This window comes from Microcoleus sp. Aus8_D2, assembly GCF_036702665.1.
Taxonomy (GTDB): domain Bacteria; phylum Cyanobacteriota; class Cyanobacteriia; order Cyanobacteriales; family Microcoleaceae; genus Microcoleus.
Map to the genome: position 1 here is coordinate 42160 of NZ_JAUBUN010000016.1, position 18818 is coordinate 60977.

Annotated in this window: 11 protein-coding genes; 10 read left to right on the forward strand and 1 reads right to left on the reverse strand. The window is 47.0% G+C overall.

All coding sequences use genetic code 11. The features are described from left to right. Positions 1 to 137 precede the first annotated feature (137 nt). The 10 genes from QUB64_RS14810 to QUB64_RS14855 all read left to right on the forward strand — a co-directional run bounded on the left by QUB64_RS14810 (position 138) and on the right by QUB64_RS14855 (position 17827). On the forward strand, positions 138 to 1037 hold the full coding sequence (locus tag QUB64_RS14810) for a carbohydrate ABC transporter permease (RefSeq protein WP_333271178.1): 900 nt from the start codon (positions 138 to 140) through the stop codon (positions 1035 to 1037). A gap of 204 nt (positions 1038 to 1241) precedes the next feature. Then, positions 1242 to 2105, forward strand: a complete 864-nt coding sequence (locus QUB64_RS14815; protein WP_333271174.1) for a carbohydrate ABC transporter permease — start codon at positions 1242 to 1244, stop codon at positions 2103 to 2105. A gap of 334 nt (positions 2106 to 2439) precedes the next feature. Beyond that, the gene (locus tag QUB64_RS14820) at positions 2440 to 3522 is read left to right on the forward strand and encodes an ABC transporter ATP-binding protein (RefSeq protein ID WP_333271171.1); all 1083 of its coding nucleotides are present in this window, start codon (positions 2440 to 2442) and stop codon (positions 3520 to 3522) included. Positions 3523 to 3988: 466 nt separating this feature from the next. After that, a complete protein-coding gene (locus QUB64_RS14825) occupies positions 3989 to 4357 on the forward strand; it encodes a hypothetical protein (RefSeq protein ID WP_333271168.1) in 369 nt (122 codons plus the stop codon). Between the two features lie 339 nt (positions 4358 to 4696). After that, positions 4697 to 5137 carry a DUF3574 domain-containing protein gene (locus tag QUB64_RS14830; RefSeq protein ID WP_333271165.1) on the forward strand — a complete coding sequence of 147 codons (441 nt, stop codon included), beginning with the start codon at positions 4697 to 4699 and terminating at the stop codon, positions 5135 to 5137. A gap of 163 nt (positions 5138 to 5300) precedes the next feature. After that, the gene (locus tag QUB64_RS14835) at positions 5301 to 5510 is read left to right on the forward strand and encodes a hypothetical protein (RefSeq protein ID WP_333271162.1); all 210 of its coding nucleotides are present in this window, start codon (positions 5301 to 5303) and stop codon (positions 5508 to 5510) included. A 318-nt stretch (positions 5511 to 5828) separates the two neighbouring features. After that, positions 5829 to 6341: a hypothetical protein gene (locus QUB64_RS14840; RefSeq protein WP_333271159.1), complete on the forward strand. Its 513-nt coding sequence runs from the start codon at positions 5829 to 5831 to the stop codon at positions 6339 to 6341. 329 nt (positions 6342 to 6670) lie between these two features. Next, positions 6671 to 8692: an ABC transporter ATP-binding protein gene (locus QUB64_RS14845; protein ID WP_333271155.1), complete on the forward strand. Its 2022-nt coding sequence runs from the start codon at positions 6671 to 6673 to the stop codon at positions 8690 to 8692. A 1159-nt stretch (positions 8693 to 9851) separates the two neighbouring features. Further along, positions 9852 to 16112 (forward strand): PAS domain S-box protein, encoded by a 6261-nt coding sequence (locus QUB64_RS14850; protein WP_333271154.1) that lies wholly within the window; start codon positions 9852 to 9854, stop codon positions 16110 to 16112. A 404-nt stretch (positions 16113 to 16516) separates the two neighbouring features. Continuing rightward, complete coding sequence (locus QUB64_RS14855) at positions 16517 to 17827, forward strand: cytochrome P450 (RefSeq protein WP_333271149.1); 1311 nt, start codon at positions 16517 to 16519, stop codon at positions 17825 to 17827. 256 nt (positions 17828 to 18083) lie between these two features. On the opposite strand, the gene QUB64_RS14860 is transcribed toward QUB64_RS14855, so the two are convergent. After that, positions 18084 to 18680 (reverse strand): chorismate lyase, encoded by a 597-nt coding sequence (locus QUB64_RS14860; RefSeq protein WP_333271147.1) that lies wholly within the window; start codon positions 18678 to 18680, stop codon positions 18084 to 18086. Positions 18681 to 18818: the final 138 nt, after the last annotated feature.

The following is an 18818-nucleotide window of genomic DNA, read 5'->3' on the forward strand; positions in this document are numbered from 1 at the left end:
ACTGAAGTCCTTACTACGAACCTTACGGACTGAAGTCCTTACTACGAACCTTACGGACTGAAGTCCTTACTACGAACCTTACGGACTGAAGTCCTTACTACGAACGGGGGATGAGGGATGAATCTGGGGTTACAAATATGCAAGTAGACAAGATGCGACAGCGCGAACAAAGAACCGGATGGATATTAGTAGCACCAGCATTGATCATTCTGCTGCTAGTATTTGCTTACCCAATCTTGCGCGCTTTTTGGCTGAGTTTATTCACTCAAAACCTCGGTACAGAATTAAAACTGGTTTTTTCCGGTTTTGCTAACTACAGTCGAATGTTAGGCGACGGGCGTTTCTGGCAAACTTTAGGCAACACCACAGTCTTTACTGTCGCTTCTGTTGTGCTGGAATTAATTCTCGGCATGGGCATTGCTTTAGTCTTAAATCAATCCTTCGCAGGGCGCGGGATTGTCCGCACAATTTCCCTGCTGCCTTGGGCGCTACCGACGGCGCTGATGGGTGTAGCTTGGGCGTGGATTTTTAACGACCAATACGGCGTAATTAACGACATTTTGATCCGCTTGGGATTGATTCAAAAGAGCATTAGCTGGCTGGGAGATCCGACTTTGGCAATGATGGCGGTGATTGCAGCAGATGTCTGGAAAACTACGCCGTTTGTCAGCTTGCTTTTGTTAGCAGGATTGCAATCAATTTCTGCGGATTTGTATGAAGCCCACGCCATTGATGGCGCCAGTAGTTGGCAGAGTTTCCGTCAAATTACTGTGCCGCTGCTGATGCCCCAAATTGTGATTGCTTTGCTGTTTCGATTTGCCCAAGCTTTCGGCATTTTTGACTTGATTCAGGTGATGACGGGAGGGGGGCCGGCAGGTGCGACGGAGACGGTTTCTATCTACATTTACAGCACGGTAATGAGGTATTTAGACTTTGGGTATGGGGCGGCTTTGGTGGTGTGTACTTTTTTGCTGTTAGTGGCCGCAGTGGCGATCGCCAGTTACCTGTTATCGAGAGCCCGCGCCAGTCAAGTTTAGATTTGGGATTTGGGATTTTAGATTGATGGGGGGTAAGTTAGTTTGCGATCGCATATCCCAGAAACCGGGTTTCTTCGTATATTTCTCGTAACTCGTCGAAAAACTCGTAGAAACCCGGTTTCTTACCCCACGCGGTAGCCCGCCCCCAAAAAATAAATCTCAACACCGAACAATCAAGCCAAGTTCCTTTCATTGGTATAAATTATGTCGATCGCCCGCGAACAACCTACCACAAAACCATTTAACATCCGGCAATTAATCTTGCCCGTATCAGCGATATTAATTGTCGCATATTTCCTCGCACCCATCATCTGGCAAGTGCTGACTTCCTTCAAAGTAAACGCAGATATCTCAGCAATTCCCAACGTCTACATTCCCACCCGAATTACCTTCGAGCATTACCTGTCCTTGTTTCAGCGCCGCCCGTTTGCACTTTACATTTTAAATAGCGCTTTTGTTTCCATCACTTCCACATTGCTGTGTTTAGCTGTAGGAGCTCCCGCCGCTTACGCTTTAGCCCGATTGCGGCTGTGGGGCGAGAGAATTATTCTGGCAACTGTGACAATTGTGACGCTATTTCCAGCAGTGTTGTTATTTTTGGGACTGCTGGAAATAGTCAAAGCTTTGGATTTAGGAAATAATTATTTAGCCTTAATAATTCCCTACACAGCCATCAATCTGCCGCTGACAATTTTAGTCATGCGGAGTTTCTTTCAACAACTGCCAAAAGATTTGGAAGATGCAGCTAAAGTTGACGGCTACAACACCTTTCAAATGCTGTGGCAAATCGTGCTGCCGATGACATTTCCCGCCTTAGTGACAACCGGAATTTTGACATTTATTTCAGCTTGGAACGAGTTTATATTTGCACTGACATTTATGACTCGCGAATCTCTCAAAACAATTCCCGTCGCCACAGCTCAACTCAGCGGCGCATCAGTCTTTGAGATTCCCTACGGCCCGATCGCCGCAGCCACCGTTTTAGGAACCTTACCCTTAGTTTTGCTAGTTTTGGTGTTCCAGCGGCGCATAGTTCAGGGTTTAACAGCCGGGGCAGTAAAAGGATAATTTTCAACTTGAAATCATCCGAAAATCGTCAACTCTTCCTCTTCCCTTCTTGTCTTTTCCTTCGCGCCCTTCGCGCCTTCGCGGTTCGTAATTCTTTCTTCCTTCTTCCTTATTTCTAAAATCAGTTACATCTCACATCTTGTATCAGTGTCAATTGGGGATTTTTCGTGGGGTTGGGGCGGGTTTATTTAACCTGTTTGCTACGTTTGAGACTGTTGGCGAACCCGCCCCTACAGCTTGTTGGGAATGGTGCAAGATATCAGTTACATCCTTTACATCCGTTACATCCCGTACACGGCTTCGTTGCCGAACTTCATTCTTCCTTATAAAAATCATGGCAAAACTGCAACTAAAAAATCTCAATAAAACCTACAGCCCCAAAGTTGTACCCGTAAAAGACATTACCTTAGATGTCAGCGAGGGCGAATTTCTGACCTTGCTGGGGCCCTCCGGGTGCGGCAAATCTACCACGCTGCGGTTGATTGCAGGGTTGGAACAGCCGACTAGAGGCGAGATTAGAATTGGCGATCGCGATGTGACATATCTCAGACCGGGCGATCGCGATATTGCAATGGTGTTTCAAAGTTACGCGCTCTACCCGCACATGACAGTCTACGACAATATGGCATCCAGCCTCAAACTTCGCAAAATATCTTCCAGCGAAATCAACCGCTTAGTTACAGAAGTTTCAGCATCCCTCGGATTGACCGAATTAATCGATCGCAAACCGGGTAAACTATCAGGCGGACAGCGGCAGCGAGTAGCCCTCGGACGCGCCTTAGTGCGCCAACCGGAAGTATTTTTGCTCGACGAACCTTTAAGCAATCTAGACGCCTTATTGCGGGAAAAAGTGAGGGCAGAACTCAAACAATTGTTTTCCGCCCAAAAAGCCCCTGTAGTATACGTTACCCACGACCAAACCGAAGCAATGACGCTTTCTACAAAAGTCGCAGTTCTCAACAGCGGCAGCGTGCAGCAATTAGACCCGCCACACTTAATTTATAACCGTCCGGCGAATCAGTTTGTAGCTGGTTTTGTAGGCAGCCCGCAAATGAATTTGCTAGTGCTTAAATGCCAGGGCAATTTTGCAATGTTGGGGGATTCTGGAGTTCCGCTACCAAATCTGCCGACTGTCCCACCAGAGATTGTCTTGGGAATTCGCCCGGAACACCTCAGCTTTGCAGATGCAGAGACTGGCAAGAAGCCAGATCCAGAGGCAATTAAAGGTGAGGTTTATTTAGTAGAAAACTTGGGAATGCAAAATTTAGTTAGCGTCCAAGTTAAAGGTTTGGAGTCATTAACGGTGCGCGCTTTGCTCCCGAATGACCGTCAGTGGAGTTCCGAAATTGTCGAGCTGGTTTTTCCGCCTCAGTTGCTGCACTGGTTTGATGTCAAAACTGGCGATCGCTTGCAATAAAAATTTGCTCTGTATAACACGATCGATTGAAATTTGTCTAACCCTGTGCTGAAAAATTGATTTTCTGCTTCTAACTAAGTTATGACTTTAGTAAGAGGTAGAAGTATTTTGCTGCTGTTAAGGTAATATTTGTGTTTGAAAAAGCTAGTTGACTGATCTCATTTCCGGTCGATTACCATAACAAAAACGGTTTGTAGTGCGGACTTAAGTCCGCAGCATTTGACGGACTTAAGTCCGCACTACGAACGAATATGATTGCGGTTAATCACTCGGACACGATCTGACACGTAGATTGGGTGTTTGACAGATTTTATCGCTCACCCCGAACTCTATTGATGTGGCTAATGGCAAGTGGCAGCTAAGTTTAGCGTTTAGCTTTCCCTTGCGTTAGCTGATTTTGGAGCCAGTCAATTAGATTAACAAATGTTGGGAATTATCGCCAATTAACTTAGGGAGTATTACAGAGATGAATTTGATTTCTACAGCTATCGGTCGCATCAGTTCCTTGCTTAAGGGCTTTCAAATCAAGAGTTTTTTGAGTGTTGTCCTAGTCGGTTTTCTGCTGCTGACATCCAATGTTGATGGGGGACGCAGCAACAAAGCTTATGGCACGCCTGGAGGATCAAACGCGGAGCTAAACAATCCCGAAAGACCCCAAACAACTCGCGAATGGAGACAAGAAGCTCGCGAAACGTCTGACGCTCCGGGCGAACGAATTCAGAAGATCGGACAAGAGGCGGGAGCAGCCGTCAAAGAATTCGGGGAGATGTACAAAGACACTGCTAACAGAAGTATGTCTGAATTGAAAAATAATAGGGCAGATGCCAGCAAGTAGCCGATCGCAAATCAACTACGGCTGACGCTCTTATCCTCTTAGAAACCGGGTTGTTTGCCGTTTTTCAGGGTGCTAAACAAAGATTTTGATTAAAAACCCGGTTTCTGACCCCCTGTGGGTTCAAGACTAAATAAACTACGACTGACGCTCAAAAACCCAGTTTCTCATGAGAAACTGGGTTTTTGAGTTGGCAGAATTTTATGTTAAATTATATCGCAAACGCTAGCATCGGTATTGTGCGAGCGTTCGGGCGGTGCCTCAGTGTCAATAGTCTCACATTTGGTAGTTAAAGATCGATCGCACTCACGGACGCTACTACTTATTTGTGAAAATAATCACATGAAGAACAAATATCTTAACAGTCTTTGCTTGGTCGCCCTGCTGTCGATCGTGCCTGTTTGTCCGGGGACAATTGCCCGCGCTCAACTTCCCGAAACTTCCGATACTAACGCCAGTCCAAAAACCTTCCTCAAAGATGAACTGTATTTTGGCTTAACTAAACCCGGAGGCGAGACAATCTCTCAGTCAGAATGGCAGGAGTTTGTCAAGGAAGTTATTACCCCTCGTTTTCGGGAAGGGCTAACTGTATTAGACGGTTCCGGGCAGTTTCTCAACAGTTCTGGCATTCTGATTCGAGAAAACTCTAAAATAGTTATTTTGATTTATGAAAACAGCCCGGAAAAAAATCGAGCTATTCAGGAAATCATCGAAACTTACAAGCGCAGGTTTCAGCAGGAGTCCGTGCTGCGGACGACCAGCGAAGTTAAGGTTTCTTTCTGATTCGCTCATCCAATCAGCGTATTTATGATATTATTCCTAGTAATCAAGGTCATATCCTCAAAGATAAGTAGGGTGCGGGTGCAGTAAAAATCAGAATTTGTGGGTATCGATCGCACACTGCAAAAATTCGCCAAAAAAAACCAGCCCGGGAGAAAACAAAAACATGACGAACGACGGCAACCAAAAAGCCCAACCGCCGGATAGCGAGGATTCAAAAAATTTGTCCGGCATGGCGAAAGCTTTTATTGTGAGCGTGGCTTGGTCTTACGCAGAGGCATTGGAGCGAACAAAACGCGCTGAAAAAAAACAGGAAGCCACGCCGGAATCTCAACCAGAATCTCAACCAGAATCTCAACCAGAATCTCAGACATAAACAGTCGATCGCACTTTTGAAAGCAATTGATTCGGTGAAGGTGTTTTGCGTTGAAAACAATCACCGCATTCACAGCCTCTGCGATTGCTTTCCGAAGAGGCGAACAACGACACAAAATCCGGAGTGAGGAGATTTGGGGCGATTCCAGCGGACGATAGCTACGGTTCACGACTTTTGTGGCAGATTCCGCAAATTGCCACGGTTTGTATGCAATTTTACCTAAATAAATTTTCTTTCCCAAAAGGGATTAAAACTAAACAATGTACGGTTTTACCGCTACAGTGTACAAAAGAAACAACCAATTTTGAGATCGGTCTCATGTCTAATTCAAAAATGATTGGCAAAGCGATCGCAGGTGGCATTTGCTTCGGCATCCTCGCCAGCAGCTTCAACGCCTCACAGGGCCCCGCATCCGCAGCAGCACCAACAATTTCCGAAGCAGCAGCCCCGGCCGCTAGCAACATCGACAAGCAACTTCTAGGTCAATGGCAAGGCACAGTCCCCTCCGGTCAGTCTTTCACCTTCGTCTTTGCCCCAGAAGGCAAATTGTTCCTCATGGCTAAAGGCTCCGACGGAGCCGCCCGCGCCAAAGAAATGAGGTACAAAGTTAATCTCGGTGCACAACCGATGCACCTGGATGTCGGCCTCAGCAGCACAGAAACCGTTGAGACTGTTTTTGAGTTGACTCCCGAAGGTCAAATGCGCCTTCAGTTGCAAGGCACCAATCCCGGACAGCCGAGACCTGATTCCTTAAACGAGCAAGCAACCGTGTTTAAAAAGGTCTCCGAGACCACTGCACTGCCTGCTGACACTCAGGTCATCCGTTATTGAGGAAAATTTCTCCAAGGCAGAAGGCGCTTAATTAGTTGTGAGTTTTGAGATTGCTTCGTTCCTCGCAACGCGAAAGCGGTTTTAACAGTCCAGGACCCATCGATCCCCCCAACCCCCCTGTGATCGGGGGGCTTTCAGGTTCCCCCCTTCGATCGGGGGGAGTAGGGGGCAAGTTAAGGGGGGATCAGCATTTGAGCCATGGAGTGCGTAAGTCCTATTAAGTTAAACAATTCAAAACTGAAAACTTAAGACTTTCCCCGTGCCTTCTGTCTTTAACCGGCCCTGCTACAATCCACTTAATCTCCCTTTAACTTTTGCCATAGACTTCCATGAGTGAAACCGTCCTAGAAGTTCGCAACCTGCGGGTTGAATTTCAATCTGCGGACTCCGGCGATGCGTCCGCAACAGTCAAAGCTGTTGACGGCATTTCCTTTGAGGTGAAGCGAGGGCAAACTCTGGGAATTGTGGGAGAGTCGGGTTCTGGAAAATCGGTAACATCCCTCGCTGTTATGGGTTTGCTGTCGAGTTCGTCAACGAAAATCGAGGGCGAAATTTGGTTTGCTTCGGCAAAAGACGGTGCTAGCAATGGGCCGGTTAATCTGCTGGAAATGCCGGATCGGGAAAAACAAACCTACCGGGGCAGCCAGATTGCGACGATTTTTCAAGAGCCGATGAGTTCGCTAAATCCCGTTTTTACGATCGGATTTCAACTCACAGAAGCCATTTGTCTCCACCAAAAGATATCCCAGACAGCAGCGCGGCGCAAAGCTGCTTCGCTATTGCAAGAGGTGAAGCTGCTACCGGGGGACGAGGAACTGCGGCAGCGCTGTTTGGCTTTGCGGCAAGAAGCAGGTGCCGAGGACGATCGCGATTTCATGCAGCTCGTCAACGGCCAAAAACAAGCTATGCTCGATCGCTACCCCCACGAACTCTCCGGCGGCCAAATCCAGCGCGTAATGATTGCAATGGCGATTTCTTGCAATCCAACTTTGTTAATTGCTGACGAACCAACAACGGCCTTAGACGTAACCGTGCAGGCAACAATCTTAGCTTTGCTGCGCGAGTTGCGGGACACTAGAGGCATGGCAATGATTTTTATTACCCACGATTTGGGCGTCATTGCTGAAATTGCCGATACCGTGGCGGTGATGTACCGAGGCAAGATTGTTGAGTGCGCTGCGATCGAGCAAATTTTCAGCAATCCCCAACATCCTTACACAAAAGGTCTGTTAGCTTGCCGCCCAACTCTCGATCGACAAATGCGGCGCTTGCCAACAGTTGCCGATTTTATGGAAGTTAGCACAAATGCTAGCGGCGAATTGGTAATTGTCGAAAAAAATGTCGATTTAGACGGCGACAGCAGCGGCGGACTTGCCGCTTTTGCCACCGGAAAACCGCCCCGGCTGCCGAATATTTCCCAGCCTTTGCTAGCTGTTAATAACTTGCGAGTCGGTTTTCCGGTGCAAGGAATGTTTGGCGAAACCAAACGCTTGTTTATGGCAGTCAACGATATTTCTTTTGAGGTTTACCCGGGCGAAACATTGGGTTTAGTGGGCGAATCTGGCTGCGGAAAATCAACTTTAGCGAGAGCTTTGCTCCAATTAATTCCGATCGCCAGCGGTCAAGTGTTTTTTGAAGGTCAAGAAATTACGCCTCCTGCGAAAAGTAGTTCGGGCTCGCAGTGGATGGCTAATTATCGCAAGCAAAAAGAGTACGATCGCAAATTGCGCTGGCTGCGGCGCGATTTACAAATTATTTTTCAAGACCCTTTTAGTTCTCTCGATCCGCGCCTGAGTGTTGGGGAAGCGGTGATGGAACCGATGGTGATTCACCGCTTTGGTAAGAACCAGAAAGAACAGCGCGATCGCGCCGCTTATTTGTTGGAGAGAGTGGGTTTAAATCCCGATTTTATGCGCCGCTACCCTCACGAGTTTTCTGGCGGACAGCGGCAGCGAATTTGTATTGCTAGAGCTTTGGCTTTGAATCCTAAGTTTATTATTTGCGATGAGTCGGTTTCTGCATTGGATGTGTCGGTGCAGGCGCAAGTTTTAAATTTGCTGAAGGAATTGCAAACAGAGTTTGGACTGACTTATATTTTTATTTCTCACGATTTGAGCGTGGTCAAGTTTATGAGCGATCGCGCGATCGTCATGAACAAAGGTAAAATCGAGGAAATTGGCACAGCCGAGCGCATTTACCGCCAACCGCAGCAAGCTTACACGCGGCAACTGATAGCTGCTATTCCTGCGGGGAATTTGGAGCGCATTCGGCAACAGCAATTAGGCAGAAAATCTGCTTTGTCTGCTGCGAATGGGCCCCTATCGGCTGGGGATGAATCGCAACAAATTTGATATTATCTAGTCCCTAAAATTAACCCGGAGCCTTTGGCAGCATCAAACTAAATTCCTCATCCAACCAATTTGATTGTCGTGGTTTGATGGGATACAATTCTCATCAAATCCTATAATACCGGCTACATATGGATTGTGCCAACGAGCTGTAGGGCAACGGAATTGCCCTGTCCAGCGCGGGGTTGTGGGAATCTTAATACTTAATATTAGATTGATGACTGTAGCAACAGTTTTGTGAACTGTATTAAATAGTTAAATTTTTCCCAATCAAAATTCAACATTTCATATCAATTCCGGTTGGATCGGAATGATTTAACCGCAGAGAACGCAGAGAACACAGAGAAAGGGAAGAGAGAGATAAATACAGGACGATGTTAACGGATTTGAGATCACACGGGATTCTGCCTTCGGTACGGGGAATTTCCGGGTATAGCAATTTGCAACACTCGCGAAGTACAACCGATCGATTCCCACCTTCGACTTGCTTCGGATCCCCTGGGCTCCGCTACTTCGGCTACGGGGTTATCGAGCTCTCGTCGAGATACAGCACAAGTCGCGAGCAGCCAAAATTCCGAATTCCCATTACCCAGGAACAGAGGAATTTAACTAACAACTGCTACCAACATTTTTTTATTATATTTTCATAAATCAACAGTCGATCTTCATTTTAACTTCAGAATTAATAAGTAGTATCAAATTTGGTTGAATTTGACGGAGAGTCCGGGTTTTTTAACCAGCAGTCAGGGAGTTCCCCGCAGTATTTTAGTACATCAAACCCAGTCATAACTTACGCAAAAAGTGGTTTGACACGATACTCTCACGCGGTAATGTGCTTCAGGCGCACTCTAGATAATTAAATTTTGCGTCCTGGACTAGCTAGATTAGGCCAAATGTCCCATGACTAACAGCAATATCTAGTCCATTATTATAGATAAACCCTTTATGCCATTCCAAAAAATGATAAAAACCGCACCGCAGCTCAAAAAAGATTACTCGCTAATTCCGTAAATATACTTAATTCTAGGGTTTTGTTGCAGGGATTAAGGAAAAATTTCAAATGCTTGATTTCGCAATCTAGGAAATGTTTACAGTATTTAAACATATTGAGAGTTGTTTTTAAGTCTTAACCGAGCAAAAATTAAACTAAATTCATAAAAAAATGAAAGATTTAGTTCATATAGAAGAATCACAAAACACTAAATTGTTTAACTTCCTGCAACTGTTGTTGATAAAATTAACGGCAGCAGTCACCAGCAGACAGAAGGCAGAATGCAGTATGCACTATGAAGAAACAATCAGCCTAGCGACGATCGCCTCAGGTAGTGTATTCTCAGTTGTGAGCGTGGTACTGCTTGTATTAAACGGGTTGCTGGTAGCAGGCTGCGGCGATATTTTGTACGATCGCCAACTCGCCCAGGGAATTGTGGGAATAGCAAATATTGTCCTGTTGGCGGTGTCCGCGCGATCGCACGTCTCTGCTGTCTGGGCCTACAACGATCGCCAATCCAGCAAGTTCAACCAGGGCGATCGATTTTTTAGCCTCTCGCCAGATATGCTGTGCGTCATTGGTTTTGACGGTTATATCAAGCAGATCAACCCAGCAGCCGAAAAAATCCTCGGCCATTCCCCAGCCGAAATGGTTGGCAAACTCTTCATGGAATTTGTCCATCCAGACGATCGCGAAACTACTCTCAAAGAAGCTGAAAGTATTGCTGCGGGCAATAATACGGTTGGATTTGAAAATCGCTGGCGGTGTCGCGACGGCTCTTACAAGTGGATAGCCTGGACTGCTAGCCCCTTCTGCGAAGAAGAATTGATGTATGGTATCGGCCGCGACGTTACCGATCGCAAACACGCCCAAGAGTCACTCCAGCACAGCAATTCTATCTTGCGCTCCGTGATAGAAAGCACGCCGGATGTCATTTTTGTCAAGGATATTCAAGGCCGCTACGCGATCGTCAATTCGGTGGCTGCTGACTGGCTGCAAATATCAGCGGAGGCAATGCTCGGCCGGGACGATACAAATTTATTTCCCCCAGAAATTGCCCAGCAAATTATCGAAGGAGACCGCAAGACAATTGCAGCGGGAGAAAATTTAAGCTATGAAGAACTTGTCCCCAAAAATGGAGAAATGCGGACGCTGCTAACAGCAAAATGCCCTTGGCGCGACTCGGAAGGAAAAGTTATCGGCATAATTGGTATATCTCGCGATATCAGCGATCGCAAAGCAATAGAAGCAGCACTACTAGAGAGCAACATCCTCTTTGAAAACGTCATCGAAAGTACAAGCGACAGCATTTTTGTCAAAGATACTCAGGGCCGCCACCTATTGGTCAATTCTCAGGCGGCGGCCATTATGGGCAAGCCACAATCAGAAATTATTGGCAAAAATGATGCCGAATTATTTCCGCCGGAGATTGCAGATCGGCTGATGGAAAATGACCGCCGGATCTGGCAATCTGGGATTGAGGAAACGATCGAAGAAATAGTCAAAGATAGTGAGGGCAACATCCTGACATTTCTTTCTACCAAAAGTCCTTTGCGCGATCGCTCTGGAAACATCACCGGCGTAGTGGGAGTAGCTCGCGATATTAGCGATCGCAAACGCGCAGAAGCAGCCTTGCGCCGCAGCGAAGAACGGTTGCAGCTAGCTCTTTGGGGTTCCGACAGCGGAATGTGGGATTGGAATATAGTTACAGATGAAGTATATCTCAGCTCCGAATACAGTGCTTTGTTGGGCTACGAAGCTGCGGAAGTGCAAACCAATGCGATCGGTTTGTCAGAGCTAGTTCCTCCCGAAGATTTAGTGGTATTGAACCAGAAATTAAATGCCTATTTGGCAAATCCTGAAAATGGCTACGCTGTTGAGCATAGAATGTTAGCTAAATCCGGCGAATTTAAATGGATTTTGGCGCGGGGGAAAGTCGTAGAAAGGGATGAAAATAATGCTCCGGTGCGGATGATCGGCACTATTTCTGATATTGGCGATCGCAAGCGCACAGAACAAGCCTTGCAAGAAAGCGAGCAACGCTACCGCTGCTTAATTGAAGCCACATCCCAAATTGTTTGGGATACTACAGCCGCAGGCCAAGTTGCCACCGAACAAACAGGATGGAGTGCATTCACGGGAGCAAATTACGACGAAATCAAAGGATGGGGGTGGCTCGATAACATCCATCCAGACGACAGAGAATATACTGCCAGGATGTGGTCTGATGCAGTAGCCAACAGCACCTTATTCGCAATAGAACACCGCTTGCTGCGGCACGACGGCGAGTACAGGTACATGAGCGTGCGCGGTATGCCCGTATTGAACGCAGATGGCAGCGTTCGCCAGTGGGTGGGAATACACTCGGATATTACAGAAAGCAAAATCACAGAACAAGAAATACAGCAGCAAAAAGAATTTTTGCGCAGTATTTACGACGGCGTAGACTACAGCATTTTCGTAGTAGATATCGGCGCAGACGGAGAATTCCGCTACGCCGGTTGGAACCCAGCAGCCGACTTACTCGGCGGCATCAGCAGCGAATTCGGGCGCGGCAAAACTCCCCAAGAAATTTTCGATCCCATTACAGCAGCAATGTTCCGGCAGAATTTGAGCGACTGTTTGGAAGCAGGCGGCTCGATTTCCTGCGAATATCCCGCTACTTTTGAGGATACAGAAGTCTGGTTTATGACAAATCTGACTCCGCTGCGGGACGTATCCGGCAACATTTATCGCATTGTCGGCAGTTGCACCGACATTACAGAAAGCAAACAAGCCGAAGCACAATTGCGCGAACAAGAAGAATTTTTAAACAGCATCTATAACGGCTCAAGTCAAGCTATTTTCGTGGTAGATGTCGGCGCAGATGGAGAGTTTCGCTACGCGGGCTGGAATGCAGCCACAGAAGTCTCTACAGGCATTTTGAGCAATGATGTCAAAGGCAAAACTCCTGAAGAACTTTTTCCCCCACCAGTAGCAGCAGATTTTCGGCAAAGATACGTCGATTGTTTGGCAGCCGGCAGCTCGATCGCCTACGAAAACAGCGCCGAGTTTGAAGGTACAGAACATTGGTATATGGTTACTCTGACGCCCCTGCGCGATGCCTGTGGTAATATCTACCGTATGATTGGTAATTCGATCGACATTAGCGATCGCAAACAAGCAGAAGCAGCCCTGCAAGAGAGCCAGCGTTTTGTCGAGCGCATTGCCGATGCTACTCCGAATATTCTCTATGTTTACGACGAAAGCGAGCAGCGAAATGTCTATGTCAACCGCGAAATCACTGACCTCCTCGGCTATACGCTCGCAGAAGTTCAACAAATGGGCAGCAGTCTGTTGCCGACAATTATTCACCCTGAGGATTTAGCTGAATTTCCCAGATATATCCAGCAATTAGAAAATGCTCCTGACGGCGAAGTTATTGAGTACGAATATCGGGTGCGCGACACACAAAATAATTGGCACTGGTTAGTCAGCCGGGAAATTGTATTTAGCAGAACAGAATCGGGAAAAATCCGGCAGCGTCTCGGTGTTGCTGCGGACGTTACAGAGCGCAAAATCGCAGAACAAGCTTTAGCAGAACAATTGAAAATTTCTTCATTCACGGCAGATGTGGGAATAGCCCTAACTCAAAACCAGACTTTACCTGCAACTTTGCAAAAGTGTACCGATGCAGTTGTACGCCATTTGGATGCTGCGTTTGCTCGGATTTGGACGCTGAATGAAGAGGGAAATTTATTAGAACTGCAAGCAAGCGCGGGGATGTACACTCACATTGACGGCGCTCACAGCCGCATTGCTGTCGGTGAGTTCAAGATTGGTTTAATCGCCCAAGAGCGACAACCTCATATCATTAATTCTGTGCAAGAAGATCCCCGAGTCAGCGACAAAGAATGGGCGAAACGAGAAGGAATGGTGGCTTTTGCGGGATATCCGCTAATTGTTGACAATCAATTGGTGGGAGTAATCGCGATGTTTTCCCGCCAGGACTTGACAGAATCAACGCTCATTGCTTTGGCATCAATTGCCGATTCCATCGCCGTGGGAATCAAGCGCAAACAAACAGAAATGGCTCTCGCCGCCCAAAAGCAAACTTTGCGGGGAATCATTGACAACGCTCCGATATGGGTGTGGATGGCCAATTCTAGCGGGCGGATGTTATTGGTCAACAAAACTTTCTGTGAAGACGTAGCTATTCCCGAAGAAAACTTTTTAGCAGCCTCTCACTATTCCGAAGTTTTGGGATTAGAAGCATCTGCTAACTGCATGGCATCTGACGCACAAGCCTGGAGCCAAGATACTCCCTGTTATGCTGAAGAATTGCTCCAGTTTGTTGACGGTGAATACCACCAGTTAGAGATAATTAAAACTCAGGTAAAAGATGATTGCGGTAGGGCGATCGGCTTGATTGGCTTGGGTTTGGACGTTACGCAACAAAAAGCAGCTCAAAGACAGTTGCAAGAGTCGGAAGCGAGATTCCGCAAATTAGCGGAGCAGGAAGCGCTGCTGAACCAACTAGCTAACAATATCCGCAAGTCTCTGGATTTAGATACTATTTTAGCAACAACTGTGCAGCAGATTCGGGAGTTGCAGCAACTCGATCGCTGTCTGTTTATTTGGTATTTGCCAGACGCCTCGCCGCCTGTTTGGGCTGTGACATACGAGGCAAAAAATAATGCCGATTTGCCTTCGCTGTTGGGTTTATTTCCTACTGCTGTGAGTGGCTCTCACGCCGAGCGGATTGCCAATTTGGAAATAATTCGGATCGATGATTTTGAGATTGTCACCGATCCAGTAGAGCGGGAATTTTTTAGGTATGTAGGATTCAATTCTCTGCTGGACATTCCCCTAAAGACATCTTCAGGTAAAATAGGGGTAATTTGCTGTGGCGCTTGTAGCAGCGTGCGGTGTTGGAGCGATGAAGAAGTAGAATTGTTAGTGGCAGTGGGCAATCAATTGGCGATCGCCATTAATCAAGCCGAACTTTACGAAACATCTCGCCTCGTCGCCGCTGAAGCTTCATCAGCCGCCATGCAGCAAAAATTGCTCAACCAGCTAGGCAGCCAAATCCGTGCTTCTCTCGATTTAGATACTATCTTGGCCACAACTGTCCGGGAAATTCGCGACTTGCTGCAAATCGATCGCTGCGTGTTTATTTGGTATTTTCCTGATGCCGATCCGCCCGCTTGGGATGTCGTCCACGAAGCTAAAAATGATGACTTAATCTCGCTTTTGGGCTATTACCCTGCTGACATAACCGCGACGCTGCCGCAAAAGATTGCTAAATCGGAAATCTATCAAGTAAATGATGTTGCCACTTTCAGCGATTCACTAGAAAGGGAATTCTTTTTGCAGATGGGTTACAAGTCAGTCTTGGATGTGCCCGTCAAGAGTGCAGGGGGTTTAATTGGAGTTGTAGGCTGCACTTCTTGCCGCGAGGTACGCAGGTGGACAAAAGACGAAGTGGAGTTGCTATCGGCAATTTGCGATCAATTGTCGATCGCCATCAGCCAATCAGAACTATACACCCAAAGCGTCGATTCAGCGCGGATGGCGCGAGAACAAACTGCCCAACTAGAAGCAACTCTGTGCGAACTCCAGCAAGCTCAAACCCAGCTCGTGCAAGCAGAAAAAATGTCGAGTCTCGGTCAGATGGTAGCAGGAATTGCTCACGAAATCAATAACCCGGTCAGCTTTATTTTCGGCAATCTTACCTACACAGAAGAATACACCGGAAACCTGATGAAACTGCTGCAAATGTATCGAGATGAATACCCGGAACCTCCTCAAGCTATTCAGGAGCAAATAGAGGGGTTAGAACTAGATTTCTTGTTAGATGACTTACCGAAAATGCTATCTTCGATGCAGGTGGGAGCCACTCGCATCCGGGATATCGTGCGGAGTTTGCGCAACTTCTCTCGCCTTGATGAATCAGAGATGAAAAATGTTAACATTCACGAAGGCATCGACAGCACGTTAATGATTTTAGAACACCGTTTGAAAGCTCAGCCCGATCGTTCAGCAATTCAAGTCGTCAAAGAATACGGACAATTGCCGCTGGTGGAGTGCTACGCCGGACAATTGAATCAGGTGTTTATGAATATTATCGCTAACGCGATCGACGCTTTACAAGAACAGCTCGAAAATCCCGGCATTATCCGCATTCGTACAGAGGTAGAAGGTAATTTTGCTGCGATTAGAATTGCTGATAACGGTGCAGGAATCACCGATAAAGTCAAGCAGCGGATTTTTGACCCGTTCTATACGACAAAACCGATCGGTTCGGGGACGGGGATGGGCTTGGCGATTTCCCATTCAATTATTGTCGAAAAACATAAAGGTAAAATCAACTGTTCATCGGTGGTGGGGAAAGGCACTGAATTTGCGATCGAGATTCCGATTCAAAAAAGAGGAAATTTAATAGGTTCGTAGTGAGGACGAAGAGTCCTTCTTAAATTCAGAGGACTAAAGTCCGAACGATCAAACCTCTCATCAAATTGGTTCGTTAACTGGTTCCAAGGCAGAGCCTTGGAATCCATGCCCAGAGGCTCTGCCTCGGCTGAAAAATGGAGGCAGAGCCTCCTAATATACGTTACCAGGCACAGCGAAAGTAACGAGTAGAAATCAACTGTTCATCGGCGGTGGGGAAAGGCACTGAATTTGCGATCGAGATTCCGATTTAAAAAACAGAATATTCAATAGGTTCGTAGTGAGGACTTCAGTCCCGCTCTGATGCGGACTGAAGTCCTCACTACAAACCTATCATGGTTTTTTACCAATGTTGTCAGAAATTGATATGATATGAAAAATCTAAAATCTAAAATCTAAAATCTAAAATGACATTACCTCCAGGTAGTTTGGGTTTACCGCTAATTGGCGATACCCTCAACTTTTTGCAAGATTCCCAATTCGCCAAAAAACGCCACCAGCAGTACGGGCAAATTTTCAAAACCAGCATCTTCGGACAGCCTACCGTGTTTGTGTGCGGCCAAGAGGCGAATTTGTTTGTTTTAAGCCATGAAAACCAGAATTTTGTTGTGAGTTGGCCTCCCAGCACGAAAGCGCTGTTAGGGCCGCTTTCCTTGTCGCTGCAAACGGGTTCCGACCACCAAAATCGGCGCAAACTACTGTACCAAGCCTTTCAGCCGCGAGCTCTGGCGGGCTACATCGGCGGGATGGAAGATATCACTGGGCGCTATTTGCAAAGATGGACGCAAATGAGCGAGTTTGCGTGGTATCCCGAACTGAGAAATTATACTTTTGATGTAGCTGGTAAGTTGTTAGTTGGAATTGATAATGGCTCGGAAACTCCCCTGGGACATTATTTTGAAACTTGGTGCGAGGGTTTATTTTCGATTCCTTTAGATGTGCCTTGGACTAAGTTTGGGAAGGCGAAAAAAAACCGCGATTTACTGTTGGTAGAATTAGAAAATATTATTCGAGACAGACAGCAAGGGACACCAGGCGGTAATGATGCTTTGGGTTTGCTAATTGGGGCTCGCGATGATGAGGGTAATTCTCTGAGTTTGGCAGAGTTGAAAGATCAAGTGCTGTTGCTGTTGTTTGCGGGACACGAAACTCTGACTTCGGCGATCGCCTCTTTTTGCCTTCTGCTGGCTCAAAACCCGGATGTGATAGCAAAAGTTCGCGCGGAACAACAGCAGTTCCCCGCAACTGAACCTACCACCTTGGAACAGCTCAAACAAATGACTTATTTGGAGCAGGTGATGCGAGAAGTGCTGCGGTTGGTTCCGCCGGTGGGAGGCGGTTTTCGGCAGGTAATTAAAGCTTGCGAGTTCGGGGGCTACGAAATTCCCCAGGGTTGGAACGTGCTTTATGAAATTAATGAGACACATCAGGATAGCTCAGTTTATCCCGAACCCGATCGCTTTGACCCCGATCGATTTAGTTTGGAGCGATCGACAAATGCGAAACCTTTCAGTTACGTCCCCTTCGGCGGCGGTTTGCGGGAATGTTTGGGGAAAGAATTCGCGCGGTTGGAAATGAAACTGTTTGCGGCGAAGATGATTCGCGAGTGCGAATGGAATCTGTTACCGGATCAAGATTTGAATTTAATCCGAGTACCAACTCCGCACCCGCGCGACGGTTTGCGAGTGAAGTTCCGGCGAAAAATTGCAGGTTCGTAGTGAGGACTTCAGTCCTTCTCCTAGTATTCGTAGGGTGCGTCAGTGTGCGATCGTTTCCACCATCACTAAAAATCTCATAACTGACGCACCATTTATGCGGGGGTGCGTCAGTTATGAGATTGTGAGCTGATAGCGTGTCCCTAGCTGACGCACCCTACTTCACTGACTGGTTCGTAGTGAGGACTTTAGTCCGCATTCATGAAGGACTAAAGTCCTCACTACGAACCTTAAGATGTTGGTGCGATCGCCAACAATATTACAACTCCATCGGGCCCAAATACTTAGTTAAATAAGGCGAAAACACCTCATAAATCAGCGTCAGCGGCTTTCCGTGATGCCAAAATAAATAGTGTCGCCCCCAAAAAGGCCCCGACTGTTGAAAAGCCGACTCCAAAGCCACCGACTCACCGCAATAAATGCCTTGCACGTCGCGATACAATTCAGTCCGCAGGCGCGCTAAACTTGCCCAAATTGGCAAAGATTTATTTTCTAAATATTCATCTACGTGACTCGCTTCCCACCAAGAAGTCGCGTAGGCGAGGCGCTGTCCCGAAGCTGTACGCAGCCACACTTGACGGCGCAGTCGCGGCCCTGGAACCGCGACAATTTGCGGTGGCGCGCCGTCTGCATCTTCACCCACCAAGGACATATCGATCACATCTACTTCTGTGGGCTCCCCTGTCAACAGTTGCAGGTGACGGGTAGGGGAACCGTCGCCTAAGAGCAGTATTTGCCATGCCGGTGCTAGCTTCGTGTGGGGTAAACCCTTCTGTACTGCGTCTTCTGCTCCTTCCCACAGGGGGTTGAGAGCGTGCCAGGTTTGGCTGTTTTTGGGTGTGAATGTTGCAGTCAAGGGTCTTTACAAAACTTAATTTTTTGTTTATTATAACGCTTCTGCAATTATGGAATCTAAAATCTAAAATTTACAATTAAGTGGCGATCGCCCAAAAATCGCCTTTCTCAGCCAGATGACCTTATGGCTGCGATCGAG

Bases quoted from the DNA above. Each gene is read 5' to 3' on its own strand.
- QUB64_RS14810 (WP_333271178.1), top strand. From the start codon at position 138: ATGCAAGTAGACAAGATGCGACAGCGCGAACAAAGAACCGGATGGATA.
- QUB64_RS14815 (WP_333271174.1), top strand. From the start codon at position 1,242: ATGTCGATCGCCCGCGAACAACCTACCACAAAACCATTTAACATCCGG.
- QUB64_RS14820 (WP_333271171.1), top strand. From the start codon at position 2,440: ATGGCAAAACTGCAACTAAAAAATCTCAATAAAACCTACAGCCCCAAA.
- QUB64_RS14825 (WP_333271168.1), top strand. From the start codon at position 3,989: ATGAATTTGATTTCTACAGCTATCGGTCGCATCAGTTCCTTGCTTAAG.
- QUB64_RS14830 (WP_333271165.1), top strand. From the start codon at position 4,697: ATGAAGAACAAATATCTTAACAGTCTTTGCTTGGTCGCCCTGCTGTCG.
- QUB64_RS14835 (WP_333271162.1), top strand. From the start codon at position 5,301: ATGACGAACGACGGCAACCAAAAAGCCCAACCGCCGGATAGCGAGGAT.
- QUB64_RS14840 (WP_333271159.1), top strand. From the start codon at position 5,829: ATGTCTAATTCAAAAATGATTGGCAAAGCGATCGCAGGTGGCATTTGC.
- QUB64_RS14845 (WP_333271155.1), top strand. From the start codon at position 6,671: ATGAGTGAAACCGTCCTAGAAGTTCGCAACCTGCGGGTTGAATTTCAA.
- QUB64_RS14850 (WP_333271154.1), top strand. From the start codon at position 9,852: ATGAAAGATTTAGTTCATATAGAAGAATCACAAAACACTAAATTGTTT.
- QUB64_RS14855 (WP_333271149.1), top strand. From the start codon at position 16,517: ATGACATTACCTCCAGGTAGTTTGGGTTTACCGCTAATTGGCGATACC.